19 protein-coding genes are annotated in these 23,324 nt (G+C 64.7%); 9 read left to right on the forward strand and 10 right to left on the reverse strand.

Going from position 1 to position 23,324, the window contains the following annotated elements; genetic code table 11:
- Positions 1-153: 153 nt before the first annotated feature.
- Positions 154-879 (reverse strand): hypothetical protein, encoded by a 726-nt coding sequence (locus tag NN5_RS01490; protein WP_245656127.1) that lies wholly within the window; start codon positions 877-879, stop codon positions 154-156.
- Positions 880-1,182: 303 nt separating this feature from the next.
- On the opposite strand from NN5_RS01490, the gene NN5_RS01495 reads away from it, so the two are divergent.
- The 5 genes from NN5_RS01495 (at position 1,183) to NN5_RS01515 (ending at position 7,324) form a co-directional block, all read left to right on the forward strand.
- Positions 1,183-1,650, forward strand: coding sequence for a DUF3576 domain-containing protein (locus tag NN5_RS01495; protein WP_067732276.1), 468 nt, complete (start codon positions 1,183-1,185; stop codon positions 1,648-1,650).
- Positions 1,651-1,698: 48 nt separating this feature from the next.
- Complete coding sequence (leuS, locus tag NN5_RS01500; RefSeq protein ID WP_067732277.1) at positions 1,699-4,212, forward strand: leucine--tRNA ligase; 2,514 nt, start codon at positions 1,699-1,701, stop codon at positions 4,210-4,212.
- Positions 4,213-4,217: 5 nt separating this feature from the next.
- Positions 4,218-4,721 (forward strand): LPS assembly lipoprotein LptE, encoded by a 504-nt coding sequence (gene lptE / locus NN5_RS01505; RefSeq protein WP_373280315.1) that lies wholly within the window; start codon positions 4,218-4,220, stop codon positions 4,719-4,721.
- 18 nt (positions 4,722-4,739) lie between these two features.
- Positions 4,740-5,795 carry a DNA polymerase III subunit delta gene (gene holA / locus NN5_RS01510; protein ID WP_067732279.1) on the forward strand — a complete coding sequence of 352 codons (1,056 nt, stop codon included), beginning with the start codon at positions 4,740-4,742 and terminating at the stop codon, positions 5,793-5,795.
- A 128-nt stretch (positions 5,796-5,923) separates the two neighbouring features.
- A complete protein-coding gene (locus NN5_RS01515; RefSeq protein ID WP_067732280.1) occupies positions 5,924-7,324 on the forward strand; it encodes an exopolysaccharide biosynthesis polyprenyl glycosylphosphotransferase in 1,401 nt (466 codons plus the stop codon).
- 59 nt (positions 7,325-7,383) lie between these two features.
- On the opposite strand, the gene NN5_RS01520 is transcribed toward NN5_RS01515, so the two are convergent.
- Genes NN5_RS01520 through NN5_RS01530 form a run of 3 tightly spaced genes read right to left on the reverse strand, consistent with a single transcriptional unit; the run spans position 7,384 to position 9,212 of the window.
- On the reverse strand, positions 7,384-7,866 hold the full coding sequence (locus NN5_RS01520) for an LptA/OstA family protein (protein ID WP_067732309.1): 483 nt from the start codon (positions 7,864-7,866) through the stop codon (positions 7,384-7,386).
- Between the two features lie 47 nt (positions 7,867-7,913).
- The gene (gene lptC / locus NN5_RS01525) at positions 7,914-8,561 is read right to left on the reverse strand and encodes an LPS export ABC transporter periplasmic protein LptC (RefSeq protein ID WP_067732281.1); all 648 of its coding nucleotides are present in this window, start codon (positions 8,559-8,561) and stop codon (positions 7,914-7,916) included.
- Positions 8,562-8,588: 27 nt separating this feature from the next.
- Positions 8,589-9,212: a ribonuclease D gene (locus tag NN5_RS01530; protein ID WP_067732282.1), complete on the reverse strand. Its 624-nt coding sequence runs from the start codon at positions 9,210-9,212 to the stop codon at positions 8,589-8,591.
- Between the two features lie 73 nt (positions 9,213-9,285).
- Between NN5_RS01530 and ung the strand changes: the two genes are divergently transcribed.
- The gene (gene ung, locus NN5_RS01535) at positions 9,286-9,972 is read left to right on the forward strand and encodes a uracil-DNA glycosylase (RefSeq protein WP_067732283.1); all 687 of its coding nucleotides are present in this window, start codon (positions 9,286-9,288) and stop codon (positions 9,970-9,972) included.
- Positions 9,973-10,065: 93 nt separating this feature from the next.
- Here ung and NN5_RS01540 read toward each other — a convergent pair whose 3' ends face one another.
- The 4 genes from NN5_RS01540 to NN5_RS01555 form a co-directional block, all read right to left on the reverse strand.
- The gene (locus NN5_RS01540) at positions 10,066-11,499 is read right to left on the reverse strand and encodes a glutamate synthase subunit beta (RefSeq protein ID WP_067732284.1); all 1,434 of its coding nucleotides are present in this window, start codon (positions 11,497-11,499) and stop codon (positions 10,066-10,068) included.
- A gap of 19 nt (positions 11,500-11,518) precedes the next feature.
- Positions 11,519-16,159 (reverse strand): glutamate synthase large subunit, encoded by a 4,641-nt coding sequence (gltB, locus tag NN5_RS01545; protein ID WP_067732285.1) that lies wholly within the window; start codon positions 16,157-16,159, stop codon positions 11,519-11,521.
- Between the two features lie 260 nt (positions 16,160-16,419).
- The gene (locus NN5_RS01550; RefSeq protein WP_067732286.1) at positions 16,420-18,237 is read right to left on the reverse strand and encodes a hypothetical protein; all 1,818 of its coding nucleotides are present in this window, start codon (positions 18,235-18,237) and stop codon (positions 16,420-16,422) included.
- A gap of 46 nt (positions 18,238-18,283) precedes the next feature.
- Positions 18,284-19,525, reverse strand: coding sequence for a TIGR04063 family PEP-CTERM/XrtA system glycosyltransferase (locus NN5_RS01555; RefSeq protein WP_067732287.1), 1,242 nt, complete (start codon positions 19,523-19,525; stop codon positions 18,284-18,286).
- Between the two features lie 67 nt (positions 19,526-19,592).
- Between NN5_RS01555 and NN5_RS26210 the strand changes: the two genes are divergently transcribed.
- The 3 genes from NN5_RS26210 to ctrA all read left to right on the forward strand — a co-directional run bounded on the left by NN5_RS26210 (position 19,593) and on the right by ctrA (position 22,058).
- On the forward strand, positions 19,593-19,739 hold the full coding sequence (locus NN5_RS26210; protein ID WP_169800929.1) for a hypothetical protein: 147 nt from the start codon (positions 19,593-19,595) through the stop codon (positions 19,737-19,739).
- Entirely contained in the window at positions 19,732-21,111 is a 1,380-nt protein-coding gene (locus NN5_RS01560; protein ID WP_067732288.1) for a putative O-glycosylation ligase, exosortase A system-associated, read from the forward strand. The genes NN5_RS26210 and NN5_RS01560 overlap by 8 nt, the downstream gene beginning before the upstream one ends.
- 251 nt (positions 21,112-21,362) lie before the next feature.
- A complete protein-coding gene (gene ctrA, locus NN5_RS01565) occupies positions 21,363-22,058 on the forward strand; it encodes a response regulator transcription factor CtrA (protein ID WP_067732289.1) in 696 nt (231 codons plus the stop codon).
- Positions 22,059-22,149: 91 nt separating this feature from the next.
- Here the strand turns inward: ctrA and NN5_RS01570 are convergent, their stop codons facing one another.
- Positions 22,150-22,842, reverse strand: a complete 693-nt coding sequence (locus tag NN5_RS01570; RefSeq protein WP_067732290.1) for an LrgB family protein — start codon at positions 22,840-22,842, stop codon at positions 22,150-22,152.
- Entirely contained in the window at positions 22,839-23,216 is a 378-nt protein-coding gene (locus NN5_RS01575; RefSeq protein WP_067732291.1) for a CidA/LrgA family protein, read from the reverse strand. Before NN5_RS01575 ends, NN5_RS01570 begins: the two co-directional genes overlap by 4 nt.
- Between the last annotated feature and the right edge of the window lie 108 nt (positions 23,217-23,324).

The raw sequence follows: 23,324 nt of genomic DNA on the forward strand, positions 1-23,324 counted from the left end.
TGCATCCACCAATCGCAGTGCTAGGAAATACCAAGTAATTGGGCAAGGCCGCTGCAGCATTGTTCAGTGGCTGTTAGACACCATGAGAATTGCTTTTCATGCAATTGGGATTGCCGGAATCGGCAACGGGCCAGAATCAGCAACAGGCCGGAATCAGAAACGGAACTGGGTGCCCACGTAGACCGCCTGGCTGTCCTGCTTGCCGTCGGTGAGCGGCAGCAGGCGTTCACGGTCCTGCGAATACCGCAGCCCGGCCGTGACGTCGATATGGTCGGTTACGCGATAGGCGCCGCTCAGGTCGACTTCGCCCGCGTCTCCCGCGAATGTGCGGGGCGCCCGTCCGGGGGCGCGCTTTTCGTCGATCGAAAGGCGCGTGCTGAAGCGCGGATTGGCGCTGGCTTCGGTTGCGGGCTGCAGGCTGAATTTCTTGATATCGGGCAGATCTGCCGTCCCCGGTTTGCCCGCAGCTTGCGGAACCAGGTCTTGCGCAAAGTTCTGGTAGCCGCGGGACATGCCCAGATTGAAGGCGGCCTGGGCGATGCGCACCCGTCCCGGATCGCCGGCGGCCTTGGCCACGACCTCTGGCGTGCCGTGCACGATGATCGCCTTGGCTGCTTCGGGATCGACGCGGACGGCAACGGTCACGGCCCGCTCCGGGCGGTTGGGGGTGCCTGCGGGTGTGAAGGGGAAGGGCTGCCCTTTGGCCAGGGACCGCATGGCAATGACGCGTGAAAGATTTTCAGGCGATGCCTCCGGGGGCAGGGCGCCGATCTCCGAGGCCGAACCGGAAGGCTTCGAAAAGTTGGCGGAAAAAGCCAGAACCGCACTGGGCAGCGCGAGCACGCCAACACAGCCGGCAAGCATCATGCCGGCCTTCATGCCGCTTTTCGATGCTCCCTGGACTTTCGAAACCATGATGCAGCCCTGTTGAACCCTGCTTTGCCCTGCCGCCTGTCTCGTGCTGACTGCGAGGCGCAACGCATAACATTCCATGCCAGCCTTGACCTTAACACAGTCTGATCATCTTGGGGAGACGGCGTGCCCGGCGTGTTCAGCCACGGTTTAGGCGCCGGGGCCGAGGAACGCGCACTTGCCGCCCCGGCAGCGGCGGCTATAGAGGCGAAGGACGGCAGGTTCCGGTATCCCGGTGCCGCCATGAGAGATCAGGAACTGGGAACGAAAATGACAGGCAGCACCGATACCGGCTTTTTCACCGCGCGCTCGCTGGTCACTGCGGCTACGTGTGCCGCGGCCGCGCTCGCACTGGCCGGCTGTGGTGGCGGCAAGAAGCAGACCGGAGCGGTCATGGCGCCTTCGCAGGTGACGACGATCGGCGTGAACAGCTACCTCTGGCGCGCCAGCCTCGATTCGCTTTCGTTCATGCCGCTGCTCCAGTCCGACAGCGCGGGCGGTGTCATCATCACCGACTGGTACATCAATCCGAAGGATCCGAGCGAGCGGGTGAAGGTCTCGGTCATGATTCTCGACAAGGACCTGCGCGCCGATGCGCTGAAGGTCACGGCCGTGCGCGAAGTGGCCCAGAACGGCGGCTGGGTGCCGGCGCCGGTGCAGGCCGCGACCGTGCAGAAGCTGGAAGACATCATCCTGACCCGCGCGCGCGACCTGCGCCGCAACTCGATGGGCGGCTGATCCGATTTTGGTTCGCGGGTGTTCAGGCCCGCAGGAGACTAGACTGACATGAATGAGCGGTTCGATCCGGCTCAGGCGGATACCCGCTGGCAGGCCGCGTGGGACGAGGCGCAGTGCTTCAAGGCGGATGACAGCAGCGCGAAGCCGCGCAGCTACGTGCTTGAGATGTTCCCCTATCCTTCGGGACGCATCCACATCGGCCACGTGCGTAACTACACGATGGGCGACGTACTGGCGCGCTACAAGCGGATGAAGGGCTTCGAGGTCCTGCACCCGATGGGCTGGGACGCCTTCGGTATGCCCGCCGAGAACGCGGCCATGGAAAAGGGCGTCCACCCCGGCGGCTGGACCCGCGAGAACATCACCAACATGAAGGCGCAGTTGAAGCGCCTCGGTTTCGCGCTCGACTGGAGCCGCGAACTGGCGACGTGCGAGCCGGAATACTACGGTCAGGAACAGTCGCTGTTCCTCGATCTCTATGAGGCAGGCCTCGTCTACCGCAAGGAATCGGCGGTCAACTGGGACCCGGTCGACCAGACCGTGCTCGCCAATGAGCAGGTGATCGACGGGCGCGGCTGGCGCTCGGGCGCGCTGGTGGAAAAGCGCAAGCTTTCCCAGTGGTTCCTCAAGATCACCGACTTTGCCGAGGAACTGCTCGAAGGGCTTTCCACGCTCGACAAGTGGCCGGAAAAGGTCCGGACCATGCAGGAAAACTGGATCGGCAAGAGCCAGGGCCTGCAGTTCGCCTTCACCCTGTCGAACGGGGAAACGCTGGAGGTCTATTCCACGCGCCCGGATACGATCTTCGGTGCAAGCTTCGTGGCAGTCGCGGCCGATCACCCGATCGCGCAGGGCGTGGCAGCCGGTTCGCAGGAGGTGCAGGACTTCATCGCGCTGTGCAAGCAGGGCGGCACGACTGCGGCCGAACTGGAAACGGCGGAGAAGCTTGGCTTCGATACGGGCATTACCGCGAAGCACCCGTTCACGGGTGCGGACCTGCCGGTCTACATCGCCAACTTCGTGCTGATGGACTACGGCACCGGGGCGGTGATGGCCGTGCCTGGTCATGACCAGCGCGATTTCGAGTTCGCCACCAAGTATGACTTGCCGATTCTGCGCGTCGTTGCGGCGAACGCTGAGGACGCGGACAAGCCGTTTGCAGGCGAAGCGGAGGCCGGAGACGGCATCTGCGTGAATTCGGACTTCCTCAACGGCATGAGCGTTGCCGAGGCCAAGGCGGCCATTATCGCCCGCGCCGAAAGCGGCGGCTGGGGCGAGGGCAAGACCGTCTGGCGCCTGCGCGACTGGGGCGTGAGCCGCCAGCGCTACTGGGGCACGCCGATTCCCTTCATCCATTGCGAAGTCTGCGGCGTCGTCCCCGTGCCCAAGAAGCAGCTTCCGGTGACGCTGCCCGAGGATGTCGATTTTGCGACCCCGGGCAACCCGCTGGCGCGTCATGCCACCTGGAAGCATGTCGATTGCCCGCAATGCGGCAAGCCCGCGCGGCGCGAGACCGACACGCTCGATACCTTCGTCGATTCGTCGTGGTACTTCCTTCGCTTCGCCAGCCAGCCGGACGACAAGCCGTTCGATCCGGCACAGATCCGCGAATGGCTGCCGGTCGAACAGTATATCGGCGGCATCGAGCACGCGATCCTGCACTTGCTCTATGCCCGCTTCTGGACCCGCGCGCTGGCCCGGATCGGCAAGATCGAAGTGAAGGAGCCGTTCGGCAGCCTGTTCACGCAGGGCATGGTCACGCACGAGGTCTATTCGCGCGAGGAAGATGGGCGCCCTGTCTATTTCGGCCCGTCCGAGATCGAGCGCACGGCTGATGGCGCGACACTGAAAGAAGATGGCCAGCCGGTTACCGTCGGTAAAGTCATCAAGATGTCGAAGTCGAAGAAGAACGTGGTCGATCCCGACGAGATCGTCGCGACTTACGGCGCCGACGCGATCCGCTGGTTCATGCTTTCCGACAGCCCCCCCGAACGCGACCTGCCCTGGTCCGAGGCGGGAATCGAGGGCTGCGCGCGCTTCGTGCAGCGCCTGTGGCGCCTGTTCGGCCAGCATGATGCCGCGGCCGAGGGCGAGGACAAGGCGGTCGATCGCAAGGCGCACCAGACCGTTGCGGCCGTGGCCGAGGACGTCGAATCGCTGGGCTTCAACAAGGCCGTGGCGCGCATCTACGAACTGACCGGGGTGATCGAGAAGGCTGCGCCGTCCGCCAGCCGTTCGGCGGCCATCCGCACGCTGCTGCTGCTGGTCTCGCCGATGATGCCGCACCTGGCCGAAGAGGCTTATGCCACCTTCGGCGAGGGGCTGGTGGCCAACGCAGCCTGGCCCGAAGTCGATCCGGCGCTGCTGGTCGAGGACGAAGTGACCATCGCCGTTCAGGTGAAAGGCAAGCTTCGCGACACGCTGACGGTGGCCAAAGGCACGGCCCGGGAAGAGCTGGAGGCGCTTGCCCTTGCCAGCGAGAAGGTGCAGCGTGCCCTCGATGGTGCAGAAGTCCGCAAGGTGATCGTCGTGCCCGACCGTCTGGTGAATCTCGTCGCGTGAACAGGTTGCGCACCTTTGCCGCTGCACTGGCGCTGGCTGTCCCGGTGCTTTCGGGCTGCGGGCTCCAGCCGATGTATGCTGGCGGCGGCAATGGTGCGGTAGCCCGCGGGCTGGCGGACGTGCAGGTCTCCGCGATTGAGGGCAAGGCGGGCTGGCTGGTCCGCAATGCCTTGGTCGACGAGATGGGCGCGGGCAAGGCGGGTGTAACGCCCAAATACCGCCTCGATGTGCGCCTCGACGACAAGCTGGAAGGTTTTGCGCTGCTTTCGGACGATACGATCGGCCGCGAACGCCGCACGCTGCGCGCGCGTTATCAGCTTGTCGATCTGTCGAGCGGCGAAGTGGTGCTCGATGCGACGGCCGGGGCCGATGCGGGCATTGATGTCGTCTCGTCCGACTATGCCACGATCGCGGCCGAACAGACGGCGCTGGAAAACCTGTCGAAGGATGTCGCCAGCCGCATCGTCACCAGCGTCGCGCTGCGCCTGCGCGGTAATACGGCGCAGTAACGTCATGGGTAAGGGCCTGTGAAGGCGACGCAAAAGGACTTCGCCGGCATGGCGGGCCGTGCCGCTGAACAGGCCCGCGTCTTCTTCTTCTGCGGCCCAGACGAGGCTGGCGCCACTGATGCGGCGGCCAGGATCGTTTCGCTGCTGCGCGATCCCGGCGAGCGAATCGAGATGGCGGGCTCCGATTTGCGCAAGGATCCGGTGCGGCTGGGGGACGAGGCGCGTTCGAATTCGCTGTTCGGCGGCACGCGCCACATCTGGGTACGGGCCCAGGGCGACGAGGCGCACGATGCCGTGCAGATCCTGCTCGAAAACGCGGTGGAGGCCTGCCCCGTCCTGATCGTGGCCACGGGCGCCACCGACAAGTCACGCACTGCCAAGCTGCTGGCCAACCGCGCCGACGGGCTGGTCGCCATGTTCTATCCGCCCGATCTCGGGTCGGTCACGGCCTCGGTGCGCACGATGGCCAATGCCGCGGGTCTCAAGATGGGCAGCGAGATCGCCGAACGGATCGCGCGGGCCTCGGGCCTCGATACCCGGATCGCCCGGTCGGAAGTGACCAAGCTGGCGCTCTATCTCGATGCCATGCCGGAAACGCCGCGGCCGGTCTCGGTGGCGGACCTCGATGCCGTCAGCGCTCAGACCGAGGATGACGATTTCACGCCCTTGGTCGATGCCGTGCTCGGCGGCCGGCGCGAGGTGATCGGGGCGGAACTCAAGCGTATGCACGAACTGGGCCTGAATCCCGTCGGTCTCCTGCTCGCGTTCGAGCGCCGCGCCGCCCAGTTGGCGGCGCTCAATGCGCGCCTTGGCCGGAGCCCCGACGTGTCCGGTTTTCTGAAAGCAGAGGCCGGTGCACGCCGCATTTTCTGGAAAGACCAGCCGGCCCTGGCTGTACAGCTCAAGATCTGGCGCGGTCCGAGGCTGGAACGGCTCGTTGCCGGTCTCGTTTCCCTGCATCAATCGCTGATGTCCAACAGCCATGATTCGGAACTGCGGCTGGCCGAAGGGCTGATAAGGATTACCCGGACCGCCTGTCTCAATTCTAAACAGCCGATAAACAGAACGGTTTGACAGATAACACTTTTTGTCATTGCGGTTTAGTTTTCAAGTGCTGACATCTATTGTACCGCGGCAATGGTTCGTTGTCATAGACGTCCGGGGGCTATAGCCGGTTGATGGTAACAGGGAGTGCAGGACCGATGAACGCGCCGTTTGCGGTGCGCCCGCTGTCGGGGGAAAGGACGGAAGCGGACGAGCTTCTTGTTGCCCCTTCGCGAGAGCGGCGCCGGTTGCAATGCTACCTCGCCCTGGTCTTGGGCGATATTCTGTCGGTCATCGTCGGCTTCGGGGTTATTGGATACCTGTTTGTCGGCCGTTCCGGTTTCTCCGACTCGCTGGTCCATGCCCAGCTCATTCTGCCGATCTACCTGACGCTGGCACTCTACAACGGCTCCTATTCGATCTCATCCCTGCGAGAAGGCTGGGTCGGGATATTCCGGGCGATGATCGCCATGATCATTGCCATGGCCGTCGTGGTCTTCGTGCAGTTCCTGATTCAGCCGGCGGCGGACGTTTCGCGTTCCATTTTCAACGGCGGCGCCTTCGGGGCGATGCTGGCCATTACCTGGACACGCCTGCAGCTGCGCAGTTTCGTGACGTGGCGGTGTGGCGCCAACGTCATGAACGAATTGGTCATCGACGACGGCGGCCCGCAACTGAACCTGCAGGGCGCCATCCGCGTTTCGGCTGCGGCAATGGGCCTGCGTGCCGATCTCAATGATCCGCACGCGCTTGACCGGCTGGGTCTCGTGCTTCGCAATATCGACCGCGTTATCGTCAGTTGCCCGGCCGGGCGCCGGGCCGACTGGGCCATGATGCTCAAGGGTGCAAACGTCGATGGCGAAGTGCTCGACGATGAAGTTGCCCGGCTCGGTGCCCAGGGGGCCCGGGTGGCGGGCAAGCATGGGCTGCTGCTGGTGTCTGCTGGTCCGCTGGGACTGCGGGACCGGGCCATCAAGCGTCTTTTCGATGTGACGTTCGCCGGCCTTGCGATCATCGCGCTGTCACCGTTGCTCCTTGCCGTCGCGCTTGCAGTCAAGCTGCAGGACGGCGGGCCGGTGTTTTTCATGCAGAAGCGCATGGGCCGGGGCAATCGCTTCTTCAACATGTACAAGTTCCGGTCGATGACGCATTCGCTGTGCGACAAGGACGGCAACCAGTCGGCCTCGAAGGACGACCAGCGTATCACCAGGGTCGGCAAGTTCATCCGGCGCACCAGCATCGACGAGCTGCCGCAGCTCTTCAACGTCCTGCTCGGCGACATGAGTCTGGTCGGGCCGCGTCCGCATGCGACCGGCTCGCTGGCGGGCGACAAGCTGTTCTGGGAAGTGGACCTGCGCTACTGGCAGCGCCATTGCCTCAAGCCGGGGCTCAGCGGTCTGGCGCAGGTGCGTGGTTATCGCGGGGCTACCGATCACGAATCGGATCTGCAGAACCGTCTGCAGTCCGATCTTGAATACCTGGAGGGCTGGACGATCATGCGCGATCTCCAGATCATTTTCCTGACGCTGCGGGTGCTGGTCCACGACCGCGCGTTCTGACCGGTCCTGCCAGTACTTTACGGGCAGGGGCAGACGTCAGGCGAAACCGGAAACGGGGATCAGTTCTGCTTGGGGACCGTGAAGGTGCCCGAGACGCGTCCGCCCGATGCCGAGGATACGCCGGTGTTCAGGTCGATCACGAAGCGTCCCCCGCGCAAGGTGTCGCCATTGCCGCGCTTGAGCGTGGCATTGCCCGTCATGGTGATGATCTTCTTGTTGAAGTCGTAGATGCCGACATCGCCGGTGGCCCGCTCGTCTCCGCGCGTCACCACGACGCCGCCGCTTGCGGTGATGCGCTGGATCTGCATCGAGCCCTTGTTCGTGAAGTTGACCACGGTGCGGGCCGCGCGCAGTTCCAGTTCGCCCTGGCGCACGTCGACGTTGCCCGAGAGAATGACGCGATCCTGCTTGTCCTGCAGCTCGATGCGGTCGGCAGCGTAGTCGACCGGCGCATCGGAATTATGCCCGGAGAAGACTTGCGCGGCCAGTTGCGGCACGGCGACGATGGCGCCGGCCGCCAGCAGCGCGGCGGTGGCGGTCATGCGCAAGGGCATCGCACGGGCAGACAGCAGGCGCGGGCGGCGAAGCGTCATTGGGGTATCCTCAACTTGCCGGGCGTCATGCGCAGCCGGGCATTGCCTTCCAGAGTAACGGTCCGGTTCTCCAGATCGGCTTTCATCGAATGGGCCTGGAACGTGCCGGTCGGCACCGCCCCTTTCACGCCGCCTGAGCCGACCGCGACCTTCTGCTTGACGTCGATGGCGACATTGCTGGTCGTCATGGCGTAGCCGTCTGGCGCGGAAAATTCGACGGGACCGGAAATATCGATCTTTTCGGTGTCGTAGTTGTAGGCGCCGCGCGGGGCCTGAATACGGGCAGGGCCGTCGTTGAGCGCCAATTTCGCCGAGAGATCGAGCATCTCGACGATCGGCACCGACGCCGACTTCTGCACGGCGGTTCCCGCGGTGACTACGAAATCCCGGCCGTGATTGTCCTGCCCCTTGTAGGCCGCGTCCTCCACCTTGATGCGTTCGCTGGTGACGGCCACCTTGTTGCGGTCGAGCAGGAAGCTGATCTCTCCGCGCGGTGACAGCGGAATCAGGATCATCACGGCCGCGACGAGCCCGATCGCCGTGGGCAGGGCCTTGGCGAGGAAGTTGACCAGACGGTCATGCGAACCGCCCGGCGCAGCGAAGTGCCGGCGGCGGTTGCGGATCTGGATGGCTTCTATCGACATGGCCGTCAGGCTCCGGGCAGAGGTGCGTCAGGCGGCGGCGTGGCTGAAAATATCGTGATCGGGCCAGCCGGCCAGATCGAGCTGCGCGCGTGCCGGAAGGAAATCGAAACAGGCCTGCGCGATTTCCGTGCGCTTTTCGCGGGCAAGGCGTTCGACCAGGATGGTGTGCATGGCGTGCAGGTAGCGCACGTCCGAAGCGGCATAGTCCTTCTGGGCGTCGGTGAGTTCAGGCGCGCCCCAATCGCTCGACTGCTGCTGCTTGGACACTTCCTTGCCGAGCAGTTCGCGCACCAGATCCTTCAGGCCATGGCGGTCGGTATAAGTCCGCACCAGCTTGCTGGCGATCTTGGTGCAGAACACCGGGGCCGCCACGACACCCATGTAGTGCTCGATCGCGGCGAGGTCGAACCGGGCGAAATGGTAAAGCTTGAGCCGCGCCGGATCGGCAAGGACGGCCTTGAGATTGGGCGCGTCATAGGCGCTTCCGGGCGCGAAGCGCACCAGATGTTCGTCGCCCTGTCCGTCGGAGATCTGGACCACGCAAAGGCGGTCGCGCGGGGTGATCAGCCCCATCGTCTCGGTGTCGACGGCAACGGGCCCGGGCGCGAGCACGCCTTCGGGGAGATCTTCTTCGTGGAGATAGACAGCCATGGTGCGAAAATGCTTAGGGACTGGACCGGTATTGCGCAATGGGCGCCGGGATTTTCAGGAGGCTTGGGGCATCATGGCAACAGCAAGCGCACAGGCCGTCCCTTCGAGCTGGAAACCGGCGCTTGATACAGTTCTGTCGGCGCCTGAAGCGCGCAAGCTGGGCGGTTGGCTGAAATCCGAGGAAGCCGCGGGCAAGCGGATCTACCCGCCGCGCGGCAGCCGGCTAAGGGCTCTGGAACTGACGCCGCTCGACGACGTGAAAGTGGTGATCCTCGGGCAGGACCCCTATCACGGTCCGGGACAGGCGCATGGCCTGGCTTTCTCGGTGCCGGAAGGGGTGAAAACCCCGCCATCGCTGGTCAACATCTACAAGGAACTGGCGAGCGACTGCGGAGTCGCCATTCCTCCGCACGGCAATCTGGAGCACTGGGCGCGTCAGGGCGTGCTGTTGCTCAACAATTCCCTCACCGTTCAGGAAGGGCAGGCCGGTTCGCATCAGAACAAGGGCTGGGAAGCGATTACCGATGCGGCCGTCGCAGCGGTTGCCGCCAAGAAGGAGCCTTGTGTGTTCCTGCTATGGGGCAGTCACGCGCGCAAGAAGGCCGAACGCGTGCCGGGGCTGGCGGGCAGCCACCATCTCGTGCTGACCGCGCCGCACCCGAGCCCGCTTTCAGCGCATTCGGGCTTTTTCGGCTGCCGGCATTTCAGCCGCGCCAACGAATTCCTGAAGGCGAACGGGCGTGAGCCGATCGACTGGTAGAGTCGTAACCCTGGCGGCTTTTCGAAACAGGAAGGCCCGCGAGACGGTGTAGTCTCGCGGGCCTTCGCTTTATCAGGGTCTTGAAGAAAGCGATCAGCGGGGCAGTTCGCTCGCCCCCATCAGCGCTTCGTCCACGGCGCGGGCGCACTGGCGGCCTTCGCGAATCGCCCAGACCACCAGCGATTGGCCACGGCGCATGTCGCCGCAGGCCCAGATCTTCTCGTCGCTGGTGTGGTACTGTTCGGTATCGGCCTTGACGTTGCCGCGCGCGTCGAGATCGACGCCCGACTGGTCGAGCATCCCGGCCTTGCGCGGGCCGACGAAGCCCATCGCGAGCAGGATGAGGTCTGCCTGCAGCGTGAATTCACTGCCCGGCACCTCGTGCATCTTGCCGTCCTTCCACTCGACGCGGACGCATTCGAGGCCCTTGACCTCGTTGTCGCCGACGACGCGCTTGGTCAGAACGGCCCAGTCGCGCTCGCAGCCTTCTTCATGGCTGGAGGAGGTGCGCAGCTTGAGTGGCCAGAACGGCCACGACATGGCCTTGTTCTCATGCACCGGCGGCTTGGGCATGATTTCGAGCTGAGTGACCGACAGCGCGCCCTGACGGTTGGACGTGCCCACGCAGTCAGACCCGGTGTCGCCGCCGCCGATGACGATGACGTGCTTGCCGGTCGCCGTCAGCGAACCGCGCGGGGCGGCGCGCAGCTCGTCGTCGCCCGCGTTGCGCTTGTTCTGCTGCATGAGGAATTCCATCGCCAGGCGCACGCCCGGCAGTTCGGAACCCGGAATGTCGAGACGGCGGGCATCCTCGGCGCCGCCGGCGAAGACCACGGCGTCGAAGTTGTCCTTCAGCGAGTTCACCGAGACCGAGACACCGACTTCGGTGGAAGTCTTGAACACCACGCCTTCGGCTTCCATCTGCGCCGCGCGGCGATTGATGAGGTGCTTCTCCATCTTGAAGTCGGGAATGCCGTACCGCATCAGCCCGCCGACGCGGTCGTTCTTTTCGAACACCGTCACCGAGTGGCCGGCGCGGGCAAGCTGCTGCGCGCAGGCCAAGCCCGCCGGGCCCGAGCCGACCACGGCGACCGACTTGCCGGTCTTGTGGGCGGGAATCTTCGGCGTGATCCAGCCTTCGGCCCAGCCCTTGTCGACGATCGCGCATTCGATCGACTTGATCGTGACCGGCTGGTCGACGATGTTCAGCGTGCAGGCCGCCTCGCACGGGGCGGGGCAGATGCGGCCGGTGAACTCGGGGAAGTTGTTGGTCGAGTGGAGGACTTCCAGCGCATTGCGGAAGTCGTTCTCATAGACCAGGTGGTTCCAGTCCGGAATGATGTTGTTGACCGGGCAGCCCGTATGGCAGTGCGGCACGCCGCAGTTCATGCAGCGCGACGCCTGGTCCTTGAGTGCCTCCGCCGACAGCGGAATGATGAATTCCTTGTAGTTCTTCAGTCGTTCGTCGACCGGACCATAAGTGCGGTCATGACGGTCCAGTTCGAGAAAGCCGGTTTCCTTGCCCATCTTGTACTGATTCCCGATCTTATTCTGCTGCCACGGAAGCGGCTTCGAGCCGCTCGGCTTCCATCTGCTTGAGCGCCTTCGCGTAGTCGCGCGGCATCACCTTGACGAACTTGGCAATGGTGTTGTCCCAGTCGTCGAGCAGCGTCCGGGCCCGCTTGGAGCCGGTGTGCAGGTGGTGGCGTTCGAGCAGCACGCGGATGCGTTCGGCATCGTGCCGCAGCATGTCGCCCATGCCGAGGTCGTTGACACTGACTGTCCGCTGCTGCGGGCGGCCCGTGCCTTCTTCCTCGTCCGCTTCGGGCGAAATCTTGAGGATGTCGACCATCGCAGGGTTGCACAGCTTGTCGAACTGGCCGTCCTCGTCGAAGACATAGGCGATACCGCCCGACATGCCTGCGGCGAAGTTGCGGCCGGTCTTGCCAAGAACCATCACGACACCGCCGGTCATGTATTCGCAGCCGTGATCGCCGCAGCCTTCGACAACTGCGATCGCGCCCGAGTTGCGGACCGCGAAGCGCTCACCGCCGACGCCGTTGAAGAACGCCTCACCGGAAATCGCGCCGTAGAGCACGGTATTGCCGACGATGATGTTCTTGAGCGGATCGCGGTTCACATGGCCGGGCTGGCGCACGATCACGCGGCCGCCCGACAGGCCCTTGCCGACATAGTCGTTGGCATCGCCGGTCAGGTCGAGCGTGACGCCGTGGGCAAGCCAGGCGCCGAAGCTCTGGCCGGCCACGCCGGTCAGCGTGACGTGGATCGTGTTGTCGGGCAGGCCTTCATGGCCGTAGCGCTTGGCCACTTCGCCCGAGAGCATCGCTCCGACCGTGCGGTTGACGTTGATGATCGGCTTCTCGATGCGAACCGCCACACCCTTTTCGAGGGCATCGCCAGCGCCTTCGATCAGCGCATTGTCGAGCGCGTTCTCAAGGCCGTGGTCCTGCGTGCCGCTCCAGTTGAGCGACGGGCTATCGCCCAGCGGGGCCTGGTAGAGGATCTTGGAAAGATCCACGCCCTTGGCCTTCCAGTGGCTGATGGCCTTCTTCATGTTGAGCTTGTCGACGCGGCCGGTCATTTCGCCGACCGTGCGGAAGCCCAGCTCGGCCATGATCGCGCGCAGCTCTTCGGCGACGAAGAAGAAGTAGTTGATCACGTGCTCGGGCTGGCCGGTGAAGCGCGCGCGCAGCACCGGATCCTGGGTGGCGACGCCGACCGGGCAGGTGTTGAGGTGGCACTTGCGCATCATGATGCAGCCCGCGGCGATCAGCGGCGCAGTGGCGAAGCCGAACTCGTCGGCGCCGAGCAGCGCGGCGATGGCGACGTCACGGCCGGTGCGCAGGCCGCCATCGGCTTGGACGCAGATGCGGCTGCGCAGGTTGTTCAGCAGCAGCGTCTGCTGGGTTTCGGCGAGGCCGATTTCCCAGGGCGAGCCGGCGTGGGTGAGCGAGGTCAGCGGCGATGCGCCGGTGCCGCCTTCGTAGCCGGAGATCGTGACGTGGTCCGCACGCGCCTTGGAGACGCCCGCGGCGACTGTGCCGACGCCCACTTCGGACACCAGCTTGACCGAGACGCGGCTGCCCGGGTTCACGTTCTTGAGATCGTGAATGAGCTGCGCGAGGTCCTCGATCGAGTAGATGTCATGGTGCGGCGGCGGCGAGATCAGGCCGACGCCCGGCGTCGAGTGACGGGTCTTGCCGATGATCTTGTCGACCTTGTGGCCGGGCAGCTGGCCGCCCTCGCCGGGCTTGGCGCCCTGGGCCATCTTGATCTGGATGTCGTCGGCATTGACGAGGTATTCGGTGGTCACGCCGAAACGGCCCGAAGCGACCTGCTTGATCGCCGAGCGCAGGTTGCGGCCATCGGGCATCGGCTTGAAGCGGCTCGGATCCTCGCCGCCTTCGCCGGTGTTCGACTTGCCACCGATCGTGTTCATCGCCGCGGCGAGCGTGGTGTGCGCTTCCCACGAGATCGAGCCATAGCTCATCGCGCCGGTGGCGAACCGCTTGACGATTTCGCTGGCCGGTTCGACTTCGCTGATGTCGATGGGCTCCGCGGCGGGCACGAATTCCATCAACCCGCGGATGGTGAGCATCCGGGCCGACTGATCGTTGATGGTAGCCGCGAATTCCTTGTACTTGGCAGGCACGTTGCCGCGCACGGCGTGCTGGAGCAGACCGATGTTGGTGCTGGTCCAGGCGTGTTCCTCGCCGCGCACGCGCGAGCCGTAGATGCCGCCCACGTCGAGCATGTTGGCGTAGATCGGGTTGTCGCCATAGGCCGCGGCATGGCGGCGCACGGTCTCTTCCGCGATTTCCAGCAGGCCGGCGCCCTCGATGGTGGTGGCGGTGCCGGTGAAGTACTTGTCGATGAACGCGCTCGACAGGCCGACCGCGTCGAAGATCTGCGCGCCGCAGTACGACTGGTAGGTCGAGATGCCCATCTTGGACATGACCTTCCGGATGCCCTTGCCGATGGCGTAGACGTAGTTCTTCGCCGCCTGCTCAGCCGAAATCGGCAGGTTCTTGCGGGTGCGGATTTCCTCGATCGTCTCGAAGGCGACGTAGGGGTTGATGGCTTCGGCGCCATAGCCCGCCAGCGCGCAGAAGTGCTGCACTTCACGCGCTTCGCCGGTTTCGACGACAAGGCCGGTCTGCATACGCAGGCCCTGACGGACGAGGTGGTGGTGCACTGCCGCCGTGGCCAGCAGCGCCGGCATCGCGATGCGGTCGGGCCCCTGGGCGCGGTCGGACAGGATCAGGATGTTCTTGTCCGCCAGCACGGCCTCGGTCGCCGCCCAGCACATTTCCTTGATCGCCAGTTCCAGGCCTTCGGCGCCGGTGCTGGCGTCCCAGGTCATGTCGATCGTGCCGGTGCGGAAGGCGCCGTCGAGGGCGGCTTCGACCGAGCGGATCTTGGCAAGGCCGAGATCGGTCAGGATCGGCTGGCTGACTTCAAGGCGCTTGTGCGTGCCAGCGTCGTGACCCAGCAGGTTCGGGCGCGGGCCGACCATGGTGACGAGGCTCATCACCAGTTCCTCGCGGATCGGGTCGATCGGCGGGTTGGTGACCTGCGCGAAGTTCTGCTTGAAGTAGTCGTAGAGCAGGCGCGACTTGTTCGACAGCACCGGGATCGGCGTGTCGGTGCCCATCGATCCGATCGGATCGTCGGCATTCATCGCCATCGGCTCAAGGAAGCGCAGCGTGTCTTCCTGGGTGTAGCCGAAGGCCTGCTGACGGTCGAGCAGCGTGCCGGTGGGCGCGGGCAGTTCGGCCAGTTCGGGCTCGATCACGTCGAGATCGGCCAGCTTGTACTGCGCCTGATCGAGCCACTTTTCGTAGGGCTCTTCCTCGGCGAGCTTGGCCTTGATCTCTTCGTCCTCGATGATGCGGCCCTCTTCGAAGTCGATGAGGAGCATCCTGCCGGGCTGGAGGCGCCACTTGCGCACGATGTTGTCTTCCTTGATCGGCAGCACGCCGCTCTCGGAAGCCATGACGCATAGGTCATCGTCGGTGACGAGGAAGCGCGCGGGGCGAAGGCCATTGCGGTCCAGCGTGGCGCCGATCTGGCGGCCATCGGTGAAGGCGACGGCGGCGGGGCCGTCCCACGGCTCCATCAGCGCGGCGTGATATTCATAGAAAGCGCGGCGCTGGCTATCCATCAGCGGATTGCCGGCCCATGCTTCGGGAATGAGCATCATCATCGCATGGACGAGGCTGTACCCGCCCGCGAGCAGCAGTTCGAGGGCGTTGTCGAGGCAGGCGGTGTCCGACTGGCCGTGCGGGATCAGCGGCCACATCTTGTCGAGGTCGGCGCCGAGCAGCTCGGATTCCATGGTGCGGCGGCGGGCGTTCATCCAGTTCACGTTGCCGCGAACGGTGTTGATCTCGCCGTTGTGCGCCATGAAGCGGTAGGGGTGCGCCAGCTTCCAGCTCGGGAACGTGTTGGTCGAGAAGCGCTGGTGGACGAGGCCGAGTGCCGAGACGAATTCGGGATTGCGCAGGTCGTCGTAGAACGAGCCGACCTGGGTCGCCAGCAGCAGGCCCTTGTAGACGATCGTGCGGCTGGAGAAGCTCGGCATGTAGAGCTCGGTCAGGCCCGGCAGGTTGTGCTTGACCGCCAGCGCTTCGAGAGGGTTCTGCGTCTGCTTGCGGATCGCCAGCAGCTTGCGCTCGAACGCGTCCTGATCGGCGCAGTTCTCACCCCGGCCGACGAAGCACTGGCGCACCACCGGCATCGATTCGAGGACGGCCTTGCCCAGCCCGTCGAGCGTGACCGGCACTTCGCGCCAGCCCAGCAGGGTCTGGCCTTCCTTGGCGATGAACTTCTCGAACTTGGCGACCACGAAATCGCGGGCCGCTTCGTCCTGAGGCAGGAAGCACATGGCGACGGCATAGTCGCCGGGCTGCGGCAGCTCGACGCCGGCGCCTTTCGCCCAGGTGCGGAAGAGCTGGTCGGGGATCTGGGTCAGGATGCCCGCGCCGTCACCCAAGAGCGGGTCGGCGCCCACCGCACCGCGGTGGTCAATGTTTTTCAGGATTTCCAGGGCCTGGGTAATGATCTCATGGCTTTTCTGTCCTTTAATGTGAGCAACAAAGCCCACGCCGCAGGAGTCATGTTCGTTACGCGCATCGTAAAGGCCTTGGGGCTTTGGAAATCCCATCGATAATAATCCATCCTGTCATTTGCCGGAGTACACCAGGCGCACGGGACAGAATGCACGAATCGTGCAGGATCCCCAAGCGACATAGTGCCCCCACGGTCCCCATGACGATTGATAGCAGGTTTTGCAACCGCGAAGGCGGTTCCGGCGCAGGATTGCGCGCGTGAATGCCGGGAAATGGGCCATTTTATTATCAAAAAACCCGCCCGGACGAACCGGACGGGGCCTTTGACGGGGGATTTTCCCGACAGAATTGAAGGTCAGGCGGCGCCGCTCATCCGCTGAAGGGCGGCCAGAGCGCTGCGCAAGGCTTCCTCGGTTTCCCTGGGGCCGGTCTTGCCGGGGGCGTCGAACAGGCGATCGCTCTGCGGTGCGGCTTGCCGCGGGATTTGCGGCGTGCCGGTGGGGATGGCATCGGGGGCATCCGGTGCAGGATACCCGAAAGGTCCGGTGTCGCGGCTTTCCTCGCCGGGGAAGATGGCCAAGGAGCCGTCATCGCCGTCCGTGCCGGATTCTTCGTTTCCGATGAATTGCTGGGTCGGGTTTTCGCGGCTGACCAGCGGGCGCGAGAGGTCGAGCAGGGACGAATAGCCCTGGTCGAGGACGAGCTCTTCCTCCTCGTCCATGTCCTCTTCTTCCTCTTCGGCCGATGGCGGGACGAGACTGGCTGCGCCGTTCGCGCCGGCATGGTCTGCAGCCTGGGCCAGGCCGATGTGCCGGGGCGGGATGTAGGCGGGCAGGACGTCTTCGTCGTCATCCGGCAGATCGCCGAAGCTCACCGGGCGCAGGGCGGCGGGGATATGCGGCAGGGCCACGTCCGGTTCCGGATCCTGGACAAGTGCTGCGCCGACGGCGAGTTCTTCGGCGGCCTCGTCCGGCGTGGCCTGAAACCGGGGCTGCGCGAAAGGCAGCGGTTCAGATGATACCGGCTCAAGTGTCTGGGGTTCGGAAGGCTGGAATTCCGAAGGCGATTCGGAAAGCGGGGGCTCGCAAGCCTGCACTTCGATGGCGGCGGCCTCAGCTTCAGCCTCGATTTCCGGTTCGGCCACGCTCTCGTCCGCCACCAGAACCGGCAGTTGCACCAGGGCAACGGCGGCCCGCTGGGCGCTCTCGCGGCGCTGCGCCATGGCGAGCGCCAGGCGTTCGAGCAGCTCGATCGGCGACAATTCGTCGAGCCGGGCGGCCGCGATGCGCTCAGCCGCCTTGCGTCCTTCGCTGGAGGTGGCGGGTTCCTCGTGCCCGGCATCGACGATGGGCAGCGCGGTGGCGTCATCCTCGTCATACCCGGCGGCATCGGCGCTGTCCGCTTCCTCGCTTGCGTGCGGGAGAATCTCGAAGTCCGGCCCGGACGATGCTTCCGATGCGGTGAACGGCGGCGGCGTATCTTCGGTGCGGGCTGCGATTCCGCGGGAATAGGTTTCGAACAGGTTGCCGGGGGACACTTCCACGGGCGGTGCGAAAGCCGCAGGCTCTTCGTCGCCGGCGAAGGTTTCAGCCTGCAGATGAAGCCCCGGCGCCACGGCCGCGGGGACATCCTCGGCATCGCTGATATCTTCGAATCCGTCGAGCCCGAATTCGGCGACATTGAGGATGCGCTTGTCCTGGGCCGCCGCCGGTTCACGCGCGACAGGCGCGTCGTTTTCAACCGCCGTGCGCGGCTTGGCGGCGAAGGCGCGCAAGCGGCCGGCCGGGGCTTTGTCCGGCGTGGTCCTGTCCCGTGTGGCTTGCTCCTGCGTGGATTCTTCTTCCGTGGCCGGGGAAACGTTGCGGCGGCGATGGTGCACTTGCGTGTCCCGCGCGGTCAGGCGCCGGGCTGCCACGACCCCGGCGGCGACGCCGAGACCGGTCATGACAAGGGCCATCAGGATGCGGGCCGTGGCCCCCAGCGGCGGTGCCGCCATCGGGAGCACGTGGTCGATGCCGAAGGCCGTCACCACGCGCTCTATCAGAGAGGGTGGGATGGCGATGCTTCCCGCACCGAAAAGCGCACCGAACCAGAGAGCGACAATGGCCGGGAACAGGGGGTGGCGGCTGATGGGCTGGTTTCCGCCCGACTTGCTGCGCTTGTGCTCGGACACTTTCGTCTTATCCCATTCTATTCCGGCCGGGGGCGTGCCGTGCAGGTCATGCTGCGGCGCCCAGCCTTTTTCGAAGCCGGATTCGTGACAGCATTTGGTAAACGTCTTGATAACGCCCTGCGTTCACGGCCCAATCGTGCCGGGTCTCGACATGATCGCGTCCGGCGCGGCGGTAACGATCCCATTCTTCGCGCTGGTCCAGCAACCCGGCCAGTGCATCAGCACAGCCGGCAGCATCGTCAGGCGGGAACAGAATGCCGGTCACGCCATCGGTGATGAGTTCGCGATGGCCGCCGACATTGCTGGCGGCGACGAGTTTGCCTTGCGCCATGGCTTCGAGCGGTTTCAGCGGTGTGACGAGATCGGTCAGGCGGCTGCGCTTGCGGGGGTAGGCCATGATGTCGCACAGGGCATAATAGCGATCGACCTCATGGTGCGGCACCCGGCCGACGAAGCGGATCGCGTCCGCTGCCGGCGAGGCTTCGGCCTGCGCGCGCAGCGCCGTTTCCATCGGGCCGCCGCCTACCAGCAGCAGGCGGGCATCGGGTTGCCGGGCGATCAGCGCGGGCATCGCGTCGATCAGCACGTCCAGCCCTTCGTAGTCGTAGAAGCTGCCGATAAAGCCGATCACCGGGCATGGCTTGCCTTCGGCCTCGAAGCCCAGTTCCCGGGCGAGCGCGGGATCGCGCTCCAGCGGCTGGCCGAACAGGGCCAGATCGACGCCGTTGGGCATGACGGTGATCTTGTCTGAAGGCGTGCCGCGCGCAATCAGATCCTGGCGCAGGCCCTCGCAGATCGTCACCACCGCATCCGCCTGGGCGACGACATGGCTTTCGAGCTTGCGGGTCAGCCGGTACTTGAGCGAGCCTTCGCTGCCGGTGCCATTGCCGACCGCGGCGTCTTCCCAGAAGGCGCGGATCTCATAGACCAGCGGAATTCCGTGCCGGCGGGCCACGCGCAGCGCCGCCTGGCCGCACAAGGCCGGCGAATGGGCATGGAGGATGTCCGGGTGCCAGTCCTGCACCACCCGGTCGATGGCTTGCGCGAACAGGCCGATCTCGCGCCATTCCCGGTAAACGGCCGGGCCAGTGGCGGCCCCTGCGGTCCGGTGGAACAGCAGCCCGTCGGCCGCCTCGGCGGCGGGGCCCTGCGCGGTGTGCCGCAGTCCCGTGATGCCGCGGACTTCGTATCCCAGCGCCTGCTGCGCCTTCAGGATCGCGCGCGTGCGGAACGTGTAGCCGCTGTGCATCGGCAGCGAGTGGTCGAGAACATGGAGAATGCGTGTCATGACGGGCTATACCTAGGCATCTAACGCTTAACGCCGCGTCAACTCGCCGGTGCTATCGAATCCGGCGATGGTCGATATCTTTGCCCTTGCCGTCAGCCACGGGCTGCTCGCGATTGCCGTGTGGCGGCTGCTTTCGCGCGATGATCTCTATGACGAGGGACGCGGCGAGCCGCGCCGCCGGTTCGGACGCCGGGGAAGGAAGCCCGATGCTTAATCTGGCTTTCACCGCCTTTTTCATCTGCCTGCTGCTGGCCGGGTTCAAGCGCCCGTTCATATGGATGCTTTGCTACCTCTACATCGACATCGTGCAGCCCCAGGTCATCACCTGGGGCTTCCTGTCGCGCGTGCCGGTTTCGCTTATCGCCTTTGCGGCCGCGTTCCTGGGCTGGATCGTGCTCGACCGGAAAGAGGATTCGCGTTTCACCTTCCGGCAGGGGCTCATGGTGCTGCTGCTGATCTGGTGCGGCTATACCACGCTGACCGCCGCCTATCCGGCCGATGCGCCCGAGAAATGGGCCTGGGTATGGAAGGCGCTGCTGTTTGCCATTTTCATGCCACTGACCCTGCGCACGCGCCTGCGCATCGAGGCGGTGGCGCTGGTCATGGTGCTTTCGGCCAGCGCGCTCATCATAGACGGGGCCGTCAAGACCGTGGGCGGCGGCAGTGGCTACGGTACGCTGCGCATCTTCGTCGACAGCAACAACGGGTTGTTCGAGGGGTCGATCATTTCCGCCGTTGCCATCTCCATCATTCCGATCGTGGTCTGGCTGGCCAGGCACGGCACGGTCTTTCCCAGCGATTGGCGGGTCCTGATCTTCGCGGCCGCATTGATCTTTGCCTGCGCCCTGATCCCGGTGGGCACGCAGGCGCGCACCGGGCTGGTCTGCCTGGGGGTCCTTTGCGTTCTCTATCTCAGGACGGCCAAGCACCGTGTTCTGATCGCTTCCGGCATGGCGCTGGCCGCCGTGATCGCGGTGCCATTCCTGCCGCACGCGTTCCTCGCGCGCATGGACACGATCGAACACCACCAGGCCGACAAGTCGGCGAGCACGCGCATCGCGATGTGGAAATGGACGTGGGAATACGCCAAGCAGCACCCCTTCGGCGGCGGCTTCTTCGCGTACCAGAGCGCCCGGGTGCAATACGATACTTATGTGGCCGAAACGAGCGGCAATACGACAGTCGTCGACGCGACGCCGATCGTGGAAGTGGGGCGGGCCTACCATTCGAGCTATTTCGAAATGCTGGGCGAGCAGGGGTATCCGGGCCTGGGCATCTGGCTGGCCCTGCAGATTTCCGGCCTGGTCCAGATGGAGATGATCCGCCGCCGCTGGAAGAACCGCACGGGACCGGACGAGGCCTGGGTGGCGCCGTGCGCCAATGCCCTGCAACTGTCCCAGATCGTCTACCTGATCGGATCCCTGTTCGTCGGCATCGCTTTCCAACCTTTCATCCTGATGCTGATCGGCCTGCAATGTGGATTGTGGAGCTATCTCAATCGGATAGATGAACCGTATGGGGAAGGTCGCAAGCGTCCGCGGGCTGCGCGGGTAAACGCTCCGGCCATGGTCGTTCCCGCTGCCTGACAGGCGATGTTCCGCCCTTTTTGTTGCGGTTCCTTAACCTTTCCTGTTTGCCGCCGTTTTAGCATTTGCCGCTGCAGTTATGCACGGCGCGAAACAGCGTGGCATGATCCGATGCTTGGGGAAATGACCGGATAATGCTACGTTTACGGCAAATTAACCTTTAACCTTCACTGGTCATATGGTTAATTCACGGCAATGTCTGTTGCGCTGGCGTTAGCGTCTGCGGGACAAAGGGGCAAAGGGGGATACCCATGCGAGTGCTGTTGATCGAGGACGAACCGACCACGGCCCGGGCCATCGAGCTCATGCTCACGGCTGAGGGTTTCAATGTCTATTCGACGGATCTGGGTGAAGAAGGCCTCGATCTGGGCAAGCTCTACGACTACGATATCATCCTTCTGGACCTCAACCTGCCGGACATGCACGGCTATGACGTCCTGAAGAAGCTGCGCGTCGCCAAGGTGCAGACGCCGGTGCTGATCCTCTCGGGCATTTCGGAAATGGACAGCAAGGTCCGCTCGTTCGGCTTCGGTGCTGACGACTATGTGACCAAGCCGTTCCACCGCGAAGAGCTGATTGCCCGCATTCACGCGGTCGTGCGCCGCTCCAAGGGCCATTCGCAGTCGGTCATCCGCACCGGCAAGCTGATCGTCAATCTCGACGCCAAGACGGTCGAGGTCGATGGCGCCCGCGTGCACCTGACTGGCAAGGAATACGCGATGCTTGAGCTGCTTTCGCTGCGCAAGGGCACCACGCTGACCAAGGAAATGTTCCTCAACCATCTCTATGGCGGGATGGACGAGCCGGAACTCAAGATCATCGACGTGTTCATCTGCAAGCTGCGCAAGAAGCTGGCACATGCCTGCGGTGGTGCGAACTACATCGAAACCGTCTGGGGCCGCGGCTATGTGCTGCGCGATCCGGACGAGGTCGAAGTGGCCGCCTGATAACGGTTCACTCCCTCGCTGGGGAATGACGACGGCCTGCCCGAAAGGGTGGGCCGCTGTCGTTTTGGGGGGCTTCGTCCAGAGGAAGGCGTCAGAGAAAGATGGCCAGCAGCGAGAGCAGGGCGGCAGTCATGACGGCGTTGAGTGCCATGCCCATGCTGGCCAGCGCGCCGGCGCTCTGGTCGACCTGAAAGGCGCGGGCCGAGCCGATTCCGTGCGCGGATACGCCGACCGCGAAACCGCGCGCGCGGTAGTCGCGAACGCCAAGCAGGTTGAGCAGCGGTGTCGCGCACATGGCGCCGAACACGCCGGCGAACAGGACGATCACGGCCGCCAGCGAGGGAATGCCGCCGAGCTGGGAGGCGATGGCCATGGCGACGGGAGTCGTCGTCGCGCGCGGGGCGATCGAGGCGAGAAGATCGCGCGGGCCTCCGAACAGCGCCAGGATGCCGACGGCGCTGACGATCGAGGTCAGCGCCCCGGCGGTCAGCGAGAGCATGATCGGAATGACCAGGCGCCGGATACGGGCGCGCTCTGCCCAGATCGGCACGCCCAGCCCCACGACGGCGGGCCCCAGCAGGAAGCTGATCGGGAATGTGGCTTCGCGGTAAGCGGCATAAGGCGTGCCGGTCCACAGCAGCAGGCCGATCAGGACGGGCGTCGACCACAGGACCGGGTGGCACAAGGGGTGCCGGTTGGCGCGTTTGGAAATGGTGTCGAAGGCTTCGAACACGCCCAGCGTGACGGTCAGCCAGAACAGCGGCGTCGAGAGCAGCCCGGTCATGCGGATTTCTCTCCGGTATTGGCATCGTCGAGCGGGACAAACCGCCCGAGCGCCCAGCGAAAGACGATCGCCGTGACGGCCATGGTCAGCACTGTCGATGTCACGGTAGCCACCACCAGCCCGATGCCTTGCGCGGCCAGTATATCGCCTTCCTCGATCAGGCCCACGGCGGCGGGCACGAACATCACGGCAAGGTGGGCGGTCAGCCAGCTCGTGACAGCGGTCAGCGTGGGCCGTTCACGCGGGACGAGGGTCAGCCAGGCCAGCAGCAGGAGCATCCCGATCACCGAGCCGGGAAGGGCAAGGCCGGTCAGCCGGTGAAGGATCTCGCCTGTCAGCTGGCAGGCGAACAGCAGGAAAATCGCGCGAAGCATGGACGTGGTCTGATCCTCTGAGGCGTTACCGGGCTTCCAATCAAGCTTGCACGTTCGTGACAAGGGCCGTTTTTGCAAGCTTTGATGCCTTTTGCGACCATGCCCGCG

Source organism: Novosphingobium naphthalenivorans NBRC 102051 (assembly GCF_001590985.1).
Classification (GTDB): domain Bacteria; phylum Pseudomonadota; class Alphaproteobacteria; order Sphingomonadales; family Sphingomonadaceae; genus Novosphingobium; species Novosphingobium naphthalenivorans.

Bases quoted from the DNA above. Each gene is read 5' to 3' on its own strand.
- NN5_RS01490 (WP_245656127.1), bottom strand. From the start codon at position 879: ATGAAGGCCGGCATGATGCTTGCCGGCTGTGTTGGCGTGCTCGCGCTG.
- NN5_RS01495 (WP_067732276.1), top strand. From the start codon at position 1,183: ATGACAGGCAGCACCGATACCGGCTTTTTCACCGCGCGCTCGCTGGTC.
- leuS (WP_067732277.1), top strand. From the start codon at position 1,699: ATGAATGAGCGGTTCGATCCGGCTCAGGCGGATACCCGCTGGCAGGCC.
- NN5_RS01515 (WP_067732280.1), top strand. From the start codon at position 5,924: ATGAACGCGCCGTTTGCGGTGCGCCCGCTGTCGGGGGAAAGGACGGAA.
- NN5_RS01520 (WP_067732309.1), bottom strand. From the start codon at position 7,866: ATGACCGCCACCGCCGCGCTGCTGGCGGCCGGCGCCATCGTCGCCGTG.
- lptC (WP_067732281.1), bottom strand. From the start codon at position 8,561: ATGTCGATAGAAGCCATCCAGATCCGCAACCGCCGCCGGCACTTCGCT.
- NN5_RS01530 (WP_067732282.1), bottom strand. From the start codon at position 9,212: ATGGCTGTCTATCTCCACGAAGAAGATCTCCCCGAAGGCGTGCTCGCG.
- ung (WP_067732283.1), top strand. From the start codon at position 9,286: ATGGCAACAGCAAGCGCACAGGCCGTCCCTTCGAGCTGGAAACCGGCG.
- NN5_RS01540 (WP_067732284.1), bottom strand. From the start codon at position 11,499: ATGGGCAAGGAAACCGGCTTTCTCGAACTGGACCGTCATGACCGCACT.
- gltB (WP_067732285.1), bottom strand. From the start codon at position 16,159: ATGGGATTTCCAAAGCCCCAAGGCCTTTACGATGCGCGTAACGAACAT.
- NN5_RS01555 (WP_067732287.1), bottom strand. From the start codon at position 19,525: ATGACACGCATTCTCCATGTTCTCGACCACTCGCTGCCGATGCACAGC.
- NN5_RS26210 (WP_169800929.1), top strand. From the start codon at position 19,593: ATGGTCGATATCTTTGCCCTTGCCGTCAGCCACGGGCTGCTCGCGATT.
- NN5_RS01560 (WP_067732288.1), top strand. From the start codon at position 19,732: ATGCTTAATCTGGCTTTCACCGCCTTTTTCATCTGCCTGCTGCTGGCC.
- ctrA (WP_067732289.1), top strand. From the start codon at position 21,363: ATGCGAGTGCTGTTGATCGAGGACGAACCGACCACGGCCCGGGCCATC.
- NN5_RS01570 (WP_067732290.1), bottom strand. From the start codon at position 22,842: ATGACCGGGCTGCTCTCGACGCCGCTGTTCTGGCTGACCGTCACGCTG.
- NN5_RS01575 (WP_067732291.1), bottom strand. From the start codon at position 23,216: ATGCTTCGCGCGATTTTCCTGCTGTTCGCCTGCCAGCTGACAGGCGAG.